The following is a 13,370-nucleotide window of genomic DNA, read 5'->3' as shown; positions in this document are numbered from 1 at the left end:
CAAAGGGCCGAAGGCTACCAAATTGATGTCCGCGCAACACGCTCAACACGCAAGGTTTCATTTACCATTCGGTCAGCCCAGGTCGGACACGGATAGACCGACAACACCCAGATACAGGTACCGCTCTTTTGGAAGCAAAACCACTGACAGCCCGCGAGGCTTATCAGATCCTGCGGGACATCGCTCTCGGGGTTCGTAGCATGAGACGACTAGGTCAGCAGTCGTGGGCTGAAATCTACTGCGGTTTGATGACAGTCGAGGCCGATGGCTGGGTGCTCACGTTCTATAACGACTGCGACACGCTTGACTATTGCGACAGCTGTTACAGCCCAGAGGGGCGAGCCTACGTTTTCGACTCGATGCAGTCGTACAGCACTGATCCTGTAGAGCTGCTGAGCACCTGGGAACATGCGCAGCTGGAAAAGCTGTTGGGCGTCGCGTAGTCGGCCATGGGAGACCGGCTGAGGCTGCGCTAGCGGGTGTTGTAGCAGCGCCGACCTGATTTTGAACATCGGTGTTTGCCCTTCGCCGGCACGAGCCGTGCAAGATCGCTTCTTTCTGGCTGTATCTCAGCTCGTGGCATGAGGTTGTGCCTAGCATTGATTGTCGTCGACTGCTTTGCGACCAGATGCTGCGGATTGCGATGAGTCGGTACTGGAGCTCTTTCGCAGATAGGCGATGCTAGCCGGCCAGCCAAGCCACCCGTGAACCGAAGCCAATCGTAGACCTGTAAACCTGCTTTCTATACTGTTAACCAGCTTGGTTTACAGTGTGAAAAAGTGGTTTACAGTCAATCTGACTTGCCATTCCGACAATCATCCTAACCAGGCGCGGAGCAAGCTCGGCCGCCTGAGGGCGCCACCTATGAGCGCTCTTTCAAAAGAGCAGCGGCCCTCTGGGTTGCTCAGTCAAGCGAGGTGGTGGCGTCTTTGCCCAGAGGGTCGAGTACATCGACGTGCTCCCTCGCCCACTCCACCCACGCCTTCACATGACGCCCCTCCTCCTCGCTGACCTCGCCAATGCCAGCTGCTACGGCATCAATGAACCTTCTCAGGCGTACCGCTTGCTCCCACTTCTCCATGTTCTCCACTAAACGCAGCTGCAGCGCTCGCTGGTGCTCTGCTTTCATGATGGCTTGGCGTCGAATGGCTTCTTCACTCTCACGCTGACGGCGCCACTCCTCCATGCTCGCCCGATACGCCCTCATCCGCTCTATTACTTTGGCGAGACCTGTGCAGAACTGATGAAGTTTGTCTTCCAGGTGGCCCGTCTTACTGTCTGTCCAGCTCCTCTGCGACCCTACGTCTGGCTTTTCTTGAGCAATCAGCGTCAATTCTCCAGTCGAGCTATAGACGTAGATTTCCCGTCGCCCCAACCACATCACCGGCTCACGCATCCGGCGCCGCTTGGGCTGGGGCTCTGGGGGTGGCGGAGGTTTCACTGCTTTTGCAATACGCTCTCGCAGGGTCACGTAAACCATCTCCCCGTCGAACGTTACCGTGGTTCGGTTGTGATCATCCACCGCCCAAATGCATCCGCGTTTTGAGCTGTCTTTTATCAAGGCGTCCAGAAGCAATGCAGCGCGATCGACCATGTCACGCGAAATACGGGTATACAACACCCGCTCGCGCCGTAGCTCCACCCGTCCTTCAACATCCTTCGCAGCCCTGACCGCCTGGAGCCATTTACGCACCAGCGGGTGGGGGTCTATTAACTTGTCCGGCACACTGAGTTTCTCTAGCTTGGGAGTGCTGGGTGGTTTGGGCGGCGCTGGAGGTAGCATCGTCCTGTCCAATACGCGAAGCGTAATCAGCTCGGTAGAGTTCGGCGGAGCGGGCTTGCTGGGGCGGTTCTCGGCGGGCTTGGCCCAATGTCCACGAGCCGGCAGTGAAATGCCAGCCTTCCTGCATGCCTTGCTCAGCGCGACATCTGAAACACCAATCTCCCGCGCCAGCCTCAGAACCGGTGTAGACCAGGCTCAATCGAATAGCTCGCGAGCCGTAAAACTCACGTTCTTATACATGCGGTCTCCTTGAGCGACCTGACGAGAAGGAGAATTTCTAAGCTGGACTCGCACCAAGGTACATTGGTACCTGGCTCCTATATCGGCTATCGGATCGGTGTTCACCAAGCTCATCACCAGGAGCTGGTGTACTACTTCACGCCCTACTCCGAAACCTTCAGTAGATTGCGCTCTCACGGCTACCACACGCGCTATGACGTCACTTGGTCGCAGTTCAAGGATTCGCGGCAGCAGTAGGTTGAGGGAGTGATGATCCAGGAAGGAAGTTTGCGAACAAGGGTCAGCGGGCACTGCAAGCTGGGTACTCAAGAATACAGTGGGACGGTATTCTGCGGCTTCCCTCCCCGCTTCAAACGTCACGGCTGATCGCTAAGGATCACCCTGTGGCTGAAAAGCGAAGGAAAGGACGCTGTTTAATGGGGAATCCAGGTATTCCCCCTACATGAAGACACCACCCTGTGCTTATTTCGCGAAGACGGCAGAGGTGGCGCCGCTTGACGTCTGCCTGCTCGGCCCCTGGATCAACCACCACGTCGCATCGTGGTGATCAATCACTACGGGAGCAAGGTGCTTAGTCCCTCAATGTGAAGAAACCATATCGACCGTTGTTCCGATTTTTCGTGAAATGCTGGTAATTGAGCATCGGGATCACAGACGGATCCGGCTCTTTGTTCTCGAAGATGATGATCTGCGAGTCCCTAAAGCTATCTGCAATGTCTCGATAGAATCCATAAATCAGGTCGCCGGTGATGGCATCGGCCTCATCTTCAGGCTGGTCATCCCCTTCCTTGTAGGTAGTCAGCGGCGAGTCCAACACGACGAAACCAGGATGGCGTCCTGAAAGCTTTAGCAGGTTCATCAAGCCCAGCACGAATGCAGAGAAGGCGACGGCGCGATAGCCCTTCCCGAAATTACCACGGGCGCTGCCACCGATAGTGATGTCTCTTGCCTTGAAATCGAAGTCGACTGGGAGGTAGCCAGGGAAACCCCAGCGCTCCAAGATAGACTGAATTTCCGCCACCAAAGGTGTCACAGCCTCTTCAAAGCTTTCTGCTGTGTAGCCTGCTTGCTCTTCGAGCAGTAAAGCCCCTAGCCGTTTCAGTTCGTCGCTGAGCTTGGCTTTATCAGCGACTCGTTGATCGATGGTGGATAGGTCGAATCTGATACTCGATGAGAGCTCTTTAAGGTCGCTGACTGCCTGCACCGACTCTTCAAGCTCTGCGGCGATCTGCTTCTCCAACACTGCAATGGCTGCCTTGATCGCCAGCGCACTGGAAGTATTTTTCTCTATGGCGGCTGATAAGGCGCCTTGGGCTTCCCCAAGCTCCTGGATGTTCTGGGAAATACGGTTCAGCTCAAAGGTAACGCCCTTCTTGATGTCTTCAACATTGGCCGTGCAAGACTCAGAGTCGAAGTGATTGCCACAGGTTGGGCAAAGCATTGAGTCGGATGCATCCAGAAGAACCGCTGCCTGTTCGATTCCGAGAAGGCGTTGGCGGTCAGATTCATACTTTTTGCCAAGCATGTCGAATCGACCAAGAAGGGCTTTGTCTTCAGCTATCTTAACGTCGACGAGCTCCAGTTCTGAGGTATGGAGGGCCTTTTGTTGGAACAGGCCTTTACTTGACTGGAACGCGCTTTTCAGGTCTGCCTCTGCCTGCTCCAATCGGCCGGCGACCTGATGGTTAAACGAATTCAACTTCTGGAGCTGAAGAAGTTGGGAGGCATCCTCGCCTGGGTAAAACTTGCTGATGATTTCTTCGACAGCCGTGACCTTGTGCTTCAGGGCCCCTTTTGACTCCAAGTCTTTTTTGGCTGACTTAACTGCTGAATCATCCCGACCTGTTAGCAGCAGCTTCAAAATCGAATTTTCTTTGGTCTTTTCCATGACCTGGCCAGTACCCAGTGGAGAGTATTCGGCGACAATCCTCGACTCATCAATCAGGAAAACTTTCTCAAGGTCACGAAGAGAGAAAGCGCCGCTTCTCAGCGATTCAGAGCCCAGAAGCAACAGCTTCCCATCCAGTCCTAGCTTGTCCAGGAAATGGCTAGAGAGCGTCGATTTGTTATTGGCACTGTGCTTGGTGCCCAGGACTGAAACACTGCCCTGTTCGTCAATCAGTGTTGCCTTAGAGTTTTCTGCAAGCGGTCTTTCGATGGTGAACGTGCTTGCGTCGTCGTTCTCGAATTTCACCCTAACGGTGGTGTAGCCTTTTGAGACCTCTATCGGTTTTGGGGGCTTCGACGACCCGAGCGCAAACTTAATACATTGAACGATGTAGGACTTTCCGGTGTCAGAACCGCCCTGTACAACGTTGGCGCCCTTGGTAAAGTAAACTGCAGCGTCTGGAAGATCAGGGCCGCTAACGACAACACTCTCAATAAACATTAGATTGCCCTGTCAACTTTGTAGATGGTGCGGCGTTGGGTGGTGAGATAGTCGATGTTGTTACTTACCCATGACACACGCCGCCGAAAATCTGTATGGTAATCAGTAGATAGCATTTCGGCGAAATCGCGTCCCGCTGGTGTAATACGATAGCGAACCCCCTGCTCATTCACATTGGAGGTGATCATCCCTTTTGACGTGAAAAGCTTCATAGCGCCGGGAAACACCTCGCGCCTGCGGACAAGCTCGGCAAGACGATTCATGAGCATTGGGTGCAAGCTTGGGCCGCCCTGGAAGTCATCGCTATAAATCGCCGCGTAATCCAGAAATATAAGTTCGTCTAAATCGATCTCGCGATTAAGTCCAGCAAGCAGAATAACGATCCTTGCACCATTTTCTACGGGACTATTAAACAAATCCTTTGAATTCATAATCTATCTCTTGATCCACTTAAACTTCTGATCATTCACTAGCTGGTGACACAGGCCTTTTCGGTCGGAAGCCTGAATGTAGTGGAACAATGGATGAGCGCTGTAGGGAAGACTGGCGGCCTGTGAACTCACAGCGAGGAACCTATCATAACCGTGATCGTGCTTTTGACGGATAACACTGTGAATGCCTTCGTAGCATTCATCTTTGAGATCTTCATAGCACCCGGTAGGAAATGCGTCGCGCGAGAATATTTGCAGAGACTCAGCGCTGAAAAAGTTTATTCTTGCTCGATCTAGGTCTTCTTTGTATTCAACCCCCTTAATGTTTGCTAGTGTGTATTTGGTGCCCGTCACATCAGAAAATGCGTGTAAAAGAGCTTCAATGTAGACTCTTTCATTGTCGCCGACCGCTTCCGGGGCGGACTTTTTAACCAGAGGGCGCTTTAAATGGTAAGTACCAAAGCGCATCGAGTGATAAGGTGTTTTGGAGTGCCTCTCCACGAGGTCAAGTGAGGACATTTCATCAACAAACGAGAAGTCAATTCCGTTGATGTAATCCAGCAGCTCCCCCTCTAGAGGGATTGACTGAGTCTTGGTAATTTTGTCTCGGCAGGCTTTATCCCATCGACTGATGAGCTCTATTTTGATGCGAGATTTGTTGGCAAACATGTCAATGCAGTCAGAGCTGCACCCCTTCGGCGTTACGAAGCGATACTCACGTGGAAGCATGTAATCGCCTTTCCAGCTGTAATATACCAACTTGCCAAGTTCAGCCACAACATCGGCGACGTTTAGTTTGTCGCCATAATGCTTGCACTGGTAGTTATCCCAGCCAGTCGAAAATCGACCGATGATGTCACGGCCTTTGTCCCCCGCGCCAGCGCAGCGTGTAACAACCTCATAGTCTTTACCTAGGTGATAGACCAGCTCTAAGGTAAAAACCTCCCACTCGTCTGCTGACATAATCAGTAGACGATCTAAGGGTTGAATTGGTTCTCCCTTCTGAGCGTCGAGAGCTGTTAGCATGAACTCCGGTTCCGGTGGAAGCTCGATGGAGTTTTCACCTATAGACATTGGCTACATTCCTCCGCAAATAATCTAGAACCCACGAAATAGGTAAGGAAATTCATAATCCGAGTTCGCGTTCAAATTGAACACCCTTTATACGATTCGACATACCGCTGACAACCTTTTTTGGGTTATTCCTTAAGGCGTCAGAAAGTTGCTTCAGGAGGCGCTGATTAAACTCCATGTTGTCTGAGAGTTCACCGATTATAACGTCTGGATAAACATCGGTTTCCTCCAGCACCATGGTCAATGCAGCGCGTGCTGCACCGATAGGCTTATCCTTCACATATTCGACTAAATCAGCGGGGTGAAAGGCGTATTCCTGTTGACGCTCACTCATGCGATGTTCCTAAGAGGTTCAGAAGAAATTTTTCTCATAAAATTTCAGGCGCAACGAAGCCACCCCTAGCATCTCACTCAGGATGAACCCATTGGTTAGCTGTATCGAAAATTGGTGGTTCCGCTGATCCATGCTGAGGCTCCAGTCGTGCCCTGCTTTCGAGAGGATAAATCCTCGTCGCGTCCTTGTTTGATGGCGTAATAATATCGCCTTCCTCGGATTTGGGGAACCTGGATCATTATCAGCCAGTGCTGGCGATGGGGTACATAAGTACTCCTAACCAGTTCAGTCTATTCCTTCATCGAACCATCCCAGGTGGCTAGGTAGTCATAAGTTGAATTGGAAGGACTGGTACGCCCCGACCATGGAAACGGTCTAGCTCAAATCAGTTGAAGTGGCCGGCAACTTCCGGAGCTTCATGGCCACAAGCATGGCGAGCAATAGGAACCCCCCTATGTACAGGACTACCCCATTCCATCCACCCGCGTGGTAAGCAAAACCGCCCAGGGTGCCGACTACGCTGGATCCGGCGTAGTAAGAGAAGAAGTAGAGGGATGAGGCCTGACCATTCGCGCGTACCGTCCGACGTCCAATCCAACTGCTCGCAACCGAGTGGGAGCCGAAGAACCCAAACGTGACAGCACCATTCCAGGCAGAATGATCGCGACTGGCGGCGCCATGGTCAGCAGTAGCCCTTCTGCCATGACGAGAATCGAGACGACGAAAGTGGGGCGGCGGCCGTATTTGTCAGCGAGAGCACCAACCTGGGGGGAGCTGTAGATACCTGCCAGATAAACTGCGGATTCCACGTCATCCGGACACTCGTTCCACGCTCATTCGGACAGGCAGTCGGAGCGCAGCGACGCAGGTTTGCATTGTTAGTCTGAAGTCCCTTCCGCCGTCAATTTCGTCACACGCCTGCGCATCGATTCGCCCTTCAGTTCGATCCTATATGGATGAGTTCGTACAAAGGACTGCGTCGCGTTGAGCCCCCGGGCCGGGCGTTAGCACTCAGCCCTGCTCCCGTTCAAAACACATCTGGGACTGGTTTGGGCCCCGCAGGTACAAGGTGCTCAGCGAGCAGTTGCAGCTTGCCCAGCAGCTCATCGAATGTCACCACTTCCACATCCTTACAAGCATTGCGGAACAGCTCAAAGCTGTGACGGCGACTTTCCTCAGTGGGTTTGGTGCCAGCAATCACGACGCACCTGGCGGTGTTTGGATGCAGATCGCGCATGGCCCTATCTTGAAGGTGTGAGAGCCAATTCGAGCGCATGAGGCCCTGTTGGTGCAGCACTTGGGTGATAGCGCCGCTGAGCTGCAGATGCGGCCCGTAAACGTCCTGGTTGCGGTATGGCCTGCTTTGCATGAGCGGCGTTGACGGCTTTTTGATTTCCACAATCGCCAGTTCACGGCCTTGCGCTAATAGCAGGTCACCAATGTGAGCGCCAGCACCGTGAATCATGGATCCGCGGGCATGAAATTGCGTGTGCAAAAGCGAAACAGGGCGTGCGAACACCATACTCAGGATGAACATGTTGTCTTCGAAGAAACGCTGCCAGTGGCTCTCTGGCAATTCTTGCCCAAGCATTTGCTGATACCGCTCGATCATCTTGGCCAGGGTTACCCGCTCAATCTCGGCATGCAGCTCATACAGCTCCCGAGGCGCCTCTTGCGCCAGCAATCCTACGCTGTTCTTGACCTGGTTGAGCTGGCTACGACGCTCCTGCCTTGCAGCGTACGTCACAGCGCTTTTAACCGCCCCGGCTCCTTTGCTCGGTGATTCGATACGCTGGCCGGTGAAGATCAGATTAGGGACAAGGCCAGCGAAGACCTCCTGCATGACCCAGTGCAGCTGAGCCGAGGTTTCACTTCTGCGCTTGGCCCTGGAGATCCTCATGCACGCCCTTCGGCACTGATCGACCTCGGTCTCCCGCACAAATACGGCCCCCCCTTCCTCAGATGTGTCCCCATCACTGCAAATAACAAGGGTGTGGGCGCGGGGAATCAACCTCAAGCCCCGCCACAATGGAGCTAGTTGCTTTACTAGTCCTAAGCCTTCATCACATGAGTTGAACAGCTTGCCAGGGAGGTTAAGATCGATATGAAGTAGGGCATCATCAATATTATCTGGGACATTATGAGCATGACTGGCCTCATAGATGATGCAGTGTACGTTGCCGTGCCTGGGGCTTCGGTAGCGCTGAGTATGCGGATTCGTGTAAATCGGGTACATGGTGATCCAGCCAGGATCAATGGAGGCCAACAGATGCCATTGATCCTCCGGCAGGGATCGCCATGACCCTGTTTCCACCTGCTCGAAGATTTGGAGATAGAGGTTGGCCGAGAAACCATTCTCGTTGGGGCGTCGAGCGAGATAGAAGGAGGGAGTCAGGACATCATCATCAGTCATACTCGTATCATGCTGCTGCTCACCGTCCGCCATTGTTACCACCTCATATTGGTGCCTGGAGGGATCATGCCGTCTGGTGTGATCCCTTGCTTCGAGACGCTAGAGCACATTTGTACCCCTCCTATTGTCTGGACTAAGCTTGCGACCCCCTTCCTTCCTAAGCGGCAGTTGCTCCAGCTACGGGAGTTCAAACCCCAGTTTTGTCAGCACGTCTCGTTCCTTGGGTTTTAGTTGTTTCACAGCCCAGAACAATCTGTGCTGTGGCCGCGAACTGGCAACGTAGGCAAACCGCGCGGCCTCCGTACTCCGATCGCGTAACCAGTCACGCCAATGGGATAGATGAACACCTGGCTGCTGTGATGAAACGAGAACCGTGACATCGTGAGTTTCGCCTTTCACCTGGTGTATGGTCTCATAACGTAGGCTATCCTGGCGGTACTCCTGGCAGTCGTGACTCATAAGGCGAACAGATACCTGGTTTTTACCCTCCCCGGCCCGGGCACTTATGTTCAGCTCACGTAGACCTTCCAGATCCTCGCGAATCTCTGCGGGTACGAATGCCTGATCAGGTAACTGGCGCATCGCAAGCTTGGCATTCCGTGCCCAGGCAGACCACGTCATGGTGGGGTCTGCTGCTCGATTGGCAGCCATGAACTTAAGGCATTCATAGATGAATTGCCGCCACGCCAGCTTGGACTCCATTGCGACCGGGCAATAAGGCCCTGCCCGGCTTACCTGCATCTCCAGCTTTCCGGTCAGCCATTTGGCGAACGTCCGAAGGCTCTCCTTAATGTCCTTGAGTGAGCCGGTGCTGGCACTAATAAACGCGACTGCGAGTACCTCGACACCTTCGAAGGCATTGCCACTGCGTAAACGCTGTAGGGTGGTATGCCCCCGGGCAACCAGCACGACTCTCTGGTACTCCCGGGTTAGGTCGCGAATGGTGGGCAACAGCTCCGACGGACATTGCTGGTATTCGAGAATTTGCGGGGGTACTGAGGCTATCTTAGGGTTGCCTTTGATTCGGCCGATCCCAAGTAGGTTGCTGCATAAGTCAACGATCGCCTGCCCGCTTCGCCAATTCGCCGTCAACTCGTACGGCTTGAAGTCGAGCTTGGCCATCAGCTTTTCGACCCTTTCCGGGTTCGATCTCCGAAAGCCATAAATCGACTGATTGAGATCCCCGACAAAATGAAAATGTACCCCTCGATCATGGAGCTTTTCGACGATCCTGAGCTGCTCCTCTGAGAGATCCTGGCACTCATCCACTATTACCAGCGGGAACCGGCGGGCCACCCGGGTGAAGTAGGCGTCGTACTTGGCTTCCCTCAGCGCCATCAGGGCGAGCATGTCGATATCACTGTAGGTAGCGAAGCCGGCCTCCCATAGCCTTCTCTTGGTAGCTATGAGGTCTTGCCGGGTAGCTTCGTCGATGATGGCGTCGTTGAGCTGCTGATCTAACGACCGCTCCCCGGTTGAGAAAACAAACCGAGCTGAGTCCAGATCATAGTTGTACCGGCACGCAGGGATTCGCCGACCGCAGATGGGATTACGCGTGGGGAAAATTTTCGCTGATTTTTCAAGTATACGGATCCGGTAATCCCCATCCTTCCCTTTGTAGCCAGTGAGGTCTCGTGCGATCTTCCCTACGAGCCGGGTGAAGACAAAGCTATCAAAGGTGGAAATGCTATGCGGGTAGCCAATGGGCTCGCGTAGATGCTTGTGTATCCTAGCCTTGAGCTCGTCCGTTGCACTGTTCGAAAAGGTCAGCACCGCGATACCCGAGGGGAAGTGAGACCATTCGCTCACGACCTTGGACACCATGGCAGCAACCACCTCGGTCTTACCGCTTCCGGGACACGCCTTCAGGTACGCGTGTCGATCTAGAGGGGCATCAAGGTAATCCAGTTGCTCGCGCGTAAAATTCAACTCATCAGCAACCGCGGACTGTCCCCCGTCATCGATCACAGTCATTACTCCGCCCTTTCCTGCAGGCCGCAAACCCAGAGAACAGCCTGGCGAATGTAATCGGGAACTACGAACTCGCCTTCGAGGGTTTCAAGCTTGTCGGCAAAGGCTTGCGCGTACACCCCCTTGCCGATTTCATCCGTGTCAATCCTATCCAGTAGCGCGTGCGCGTACGGCGCCTTCGCTTCTGGCTTCATCGATTCGAAATCAAGCTCGGCGTCACTGTTCAGCTTCCTGACCACAGGGCCGTCCGGTACCGGCCACAGGTTGGCTGCAACTGGCATCATTGATTGGAGGTTGTTGCCCTCCAGGGCAATGTCGTACTCAAACGTTTTGTATTTGCCAGCAAACAGACGAGCGAATTTGGACTGGTTGATGACGGCTTGAAGCCCCAGCGCAGGATTCTCGCCGAGCTGGTAATCGTCAGCATGAGGCTGGTAGGGCACATCCCTTTTCCCACCTTTGCCATCATCAATGGACACAATCGATTTGGGCGGATCATTGTCTGTTAACCCGGCGCACCTGATAGGCACGTTTTCGCCAGGCTGCTCACCTGTGACGTCACAGAAGAGCTGCATGAAATGCTTAAAATAGATGCCGCCGAGGTTAATTACTGAGACACCGTAATCGTCCAGCGAGTCCTTGCCGTTGCCGTACTGACGCAGAACGAAGCGTGCGAGCTCTGGCACAACAATCGCCTCGGCAATGCCCTCAACCAGAATCGCGCCCTTGGAGAACAGAAGATTCGACTTGGTTGCATCCAGCCACCGATCGACAAAACGCCGGCTGGGATCGGGCAGTCCACAGCCCAGCAGCGACACTGCCAGAGGTCTACCCTCGTTGGAAATGTGGAGTATGTGATTGATGGAGACGGCAGCCGAAATCACAGTCGAATGCGTGGTGATGATGACCTGGATGCCGCGTCCCTCCGCGACGGTTTTGAGATGTCGAAGCAGACGCAGTTGGAGCTGCGGATGCAAGTGCGCCTCTGGCTCCTCGATCAGTAGCAGCCGCAGGTAGGTCTTTTCGCCCTGCCCCTCGTCTTCTTCTAGAATCAGCTCTGCCAGAATCGACGCGATGTACAGGAGGTTATTGTAACCGAGGCTATTTTCCTCAAGCGAGCGGAACTGCGCAGGATCCACCTGAGTGAGATCCGGGAAATAGAGCAGCCGCAATCCTTCCACGATCCGCGAGAAGCTCACCTCCGAGAACTGTATTACCGTACCCTGGGACAGGTGCAGGCCGAGGGCAGCCTTCAGGCTTTCTCCGATGCGCTGGTTGGCAAGCTTAATGGTAAATTCGTCGCTGTCAGCAAGCTCACGGTTGAACTCCCCTACTCGCTTTTCCAAGGGGTGAAGCTCTTGCGATTTGCGCGCAGCGTCCAGATCCTTGCGACAAAGGGCTTTGAGAAGCCGGGCCAATCTGGACTGTCTGCCCTCTCTCAGCTTGGTTTCTGCGTCACGCAGCGGCGGCAGGTAGATACAGTGTATGAGATCGAGGGTCTCGGTTTGTAATGGGTTGGTGTATTCATGACCACCATACGAGTGATGCTTGAAACGCCCCCTGGATTCCTGGTTACGTGCTTCGAACGTCAGCTTTGCTTCGTCATGGTGTCCACACCAATCCTCGAACGCCACCGCATCAATCGCGTCCAGATCGCTAAAGGTGGCCTGGATGTGGATCTGCTCAGATGCAACCGCACCGGCCTCGAAACCGCGATGGAAGTCACGCTCACTGATCATCCGCTTGCCAGACTCAGAGTCGTTGAACAGCTGCCTTACGGCGCTGATAACGCCTGTCTTCCCTGCGCCGTTTTCGCCAACTAGGACGTTTAACCCGTCGTTGAATTCGATGGTGAACGGTTCACCGAAACACTTAAAACCGCTGACGTCTAGCCTACGCAGGTACATGTGAGTCCTTTCAGAATGGGTGGTCGTAGGGCGGTAGATTGTTGAAATGACAAAGATATACGGTAGGCAATGTAGCCTACGTTCATCAGTTCGGGGAATGCATTCGTGCCCCCACCAGGCTAGCGGATAATGGGGTTCTAATACTTTGGTCGCAGGGCGATTATCACCGCAACTGGTGGTCTGGCCGCCAACCCGCGAAGCACATGGCTTTCCTCTGTGCTTAGTTGCATGTTTCAGCCTACTCAAGTGCTGACCTAGCCACTACGCATGCTTGAGGCAACTTCAGAAAGATGGCATTTTGCTGGCCAATTGCAAGGGAAGCCTTATGCCGATTCGCCAGTCAGATTTGCGCAATACAAGTTTTAGTCGCTCTGCCCAAGCCTACTCCAGTCGGCGTCCTGGGCAACCTACTGCATTCCTGAGCCACAGCCATCAGGACGCACAGCTTGCCTTGGGACTACAGGAAATGCTCAAGAAAGCGGGATGGGACGTTTACATCGATTGGCAGGACAACACGATGCCTGCGATCCCGGACGGTGAAACCGCGTTTAACATCAAGGTCGCAATCGTTCGAGCTGACTGGTTTCTCTTCCTGGCGACCCAGAACTCCATGGCGTCGAGATGGTGCCCTTGGGAAATCGGTTTCGCTGACGGGAAAAAGGCCCATGACCGCATCGCTATCATTCCTACCTCGGACAATCAGGGCCACTTTCATGGCAACGAGTACCTGAGCCTTTACAACAAAATTGATTTCGACAAACACGGCTATAGCCTTGCGCTCTTTGATACCAGAGGCAATGGCACGTGGGTACGGAACCTCTAGCTCAA

General features: G+C 53.8%; 10 protein-coding genes and 1 pseudogene. 2 read left to right on the top strand and 9 right to left on the bottom strand.

Annotation, left to right across the window (positions count from 1 at the left end; all coding sequences use genetic code 11):
- Positions 1 to 128: 128 nt before the first annotated feature.
- Positions 129 to 443 (top strand): DUF7693 family protein, encoded by a 315-nt coding sequence (locus tag AB3G88_RS12950; RefSeq protein ID WP_038450129.1) that lies wholly within the window; start codon positions 129 to 131, stop codon positions 441 to 443.
- A 461-nt stretch (positions 444 to 904) separates the two neighbouring features.
- On the opposite strand, the gene AB3G88_RS12945 is transcribed toward AB3G88_RS12950, so the two are convergent.
- From AB3G88_RS12945 to AB3G88_RS12905, 9 genes and pseudogenes are all read right to left on the bottom strand, one after another.
- On the bottom strand, positions 905 to 1,726 hold the full coding sequence (locus tag AB3G88_RS12945; protein ID WP_480454257.1) for a hypothetical protein: 822 nt from the start codon (positions 1,724 to 1,726) through the stop codon (positions 905 to 907).
- 868 nt (positions 1,727 to 2,594) lie between these two features.
- A complete protein-coding gene (locus tag AB3G88_RS12940) occupies positions 2,595 to 4,412 on the bottom strand; it encodes an AAA family ATPase (protein WP_480454256.1) in 1,818 nt (605 codons plus the stop codon).
- Positions 4,412 to 4,843, bottom strand: coding sequence for an ABC-three component system middle component 2 (locus tag AB3G88_RS12935; RefSeq protein WP_178098667.1), 432 nt, complete (start codon positions 4,841 to 4,843; stop codon positions 4,412 to 4,414). Before AB3G88_RS12935 ends, AB3G88_RS12940 begins: the two co-directional genes overlap by 1 nt.
- A 3-nt stretch (positions 4,844 to 4,846) precedes the next feature.
- Positions 4,847 to 5,917 carry an ABC-three component system protein gene (locus tag AB3G88_RS12930; protein WP_480454254.1) on the bottom strand — a complete coding sequence of 357 codons (1,071 nt, stop codon included), beginning with the start codon at positions 5,915 to 5,917 and terminating at the stop codon, positions 4,847 to 4,849.
- 52 nt (positions 5,918 to 5,969) lie between these two features.
- A complete protein-coding gene (locus tag AB3G88_RS12925; protein WP_038450121.1) occupies positions 5,970 to 6,251 on the bottom strand; it encodes a hypothetical protein in 282 nt (93 codons plus the stop codon).
- 375 nt (positions 6,252 to 6,626) lie between these two features.
- A pseudogene (locus AB3G88_RS12920) lies at positions 6,627 to 7,054 on the bottom strand (MFS transporter); the annotation flags it as partial.
- 224 nt (positions 7,055 to 7,278) lie between these two features.
- Positions 7,279 to 8,664 (bottom strand): Shedu immune nuclease family protein, encoded by a 1,386-nt coding sequence (locus AB3G88_RS12915; protein ID WP_480454252.1) that lies wholly within the window; start codon positions 8,662 to 8,664, stop codon positions 7,279 to 7,281.
- Between the two features lie 177 nt (positions 8,665 to 8,841).
- Positions 8,842 to 10,593: a UvrD-helicase domain-containing protein gene (locus AB3G88_RS12910; protein WP_367862204.1), complete on the bottom strand. Its 1,752-nt coding sequence runs from the start codon at positions 10,591 to 10,593 to the stop codon at positions 8,842 to 8,844.
- A gap of 44 nt (positions 10,594 to 10,637) precedes the next feature.
- Positions 10,638 to 12,542 (bottom strand): ATP-dependent nuclease, encoded by a 1,905-nt coding sequence (locus AB3G88_RS12905; RefSeq protein WP_367862169.1) that lies wholly within the window; start codon positions 12,540 to 12,542, stop codon positions 10,638 to 10,640.
- Between the two features lie 325 nt (positions 12,543 to 12,867).
- Here AB3G88_RS12905 and AB3G88_RS12900 point away from each other — a divergent pair, with 325 nt between their 5' ends.
- Complete coding sequence (locus AB3G88_RS12900; RefSeq protein WP_460322873.1) at positions 12,868 to 13,365, top strand: toll/interleukin-1 receptor domain-containing protein; 498 nt, start codon at positions 12,868 to 12,870, stop codon at positions 13,363 to 13,365.
- The last annotated feature ends 5 nt before the right edge of the window (positions 13,366 to 13,370 follow it).

This window comes from Pseudomonas arvensis (genome assembly GCF_056688935.1).
Note: the sequence above shows the minus strand (reverse complement) of the source record. Positions and strands in the feature narration are given on the sequence as shown.

Coding starts and splice junctions, on each gene's coding strand:
- AB3G88_RS12940 (WP_480454256.1), bottom strand. CDS start 4,412: ATGTTTATTGAGAGTGTTGTCGTTAGCGGCCCTGATCTTCCAGACGCT.
- AB3G88_RS12935 (WP_178098667.1), bottom strand. CDS start 4,843: ATGAATTCAAAGGATTTGTTTAATAGTCCCGTAGAAAATGGTGCAAGG.
- AB3G88_RS12930 (WP_480454254.1), bottom strand. CDS start 5,917: ATGTCTATAGGTGAAAACTCCATCGAGCTTCCACCGGAACCGGAGTTC.
- AB3G88_RS12925 (WP_038450121.1), bottom strand. CDS start 6,251: ATGAGTGAGCGTCAACAGGAATACGCCTTTCACCCCGCTGATTTAGTC.
- AB3G88_RS12915 (WP_480454252.1), bottom strand. CDS start 8,664: ATGACTGATGATGATGTCCTGACTCCCTCCTTCTATCTCGCTCGACGC.
- AB3G88_RS12905 (WP_367862169.1), bottom strand. CDS start 12,542: ATGTACCTGCGTAGGCTAGACGTCAGCGGTTTTAAGTGTTTCGGTGAA.
- AB3G88_RS12900 (WP_460322873.1), top strand. CDS start 12,868: ATGCCGATTCGCCAGTCAGATTTGCGCAATACAAGTTTTAGTCGCTCT.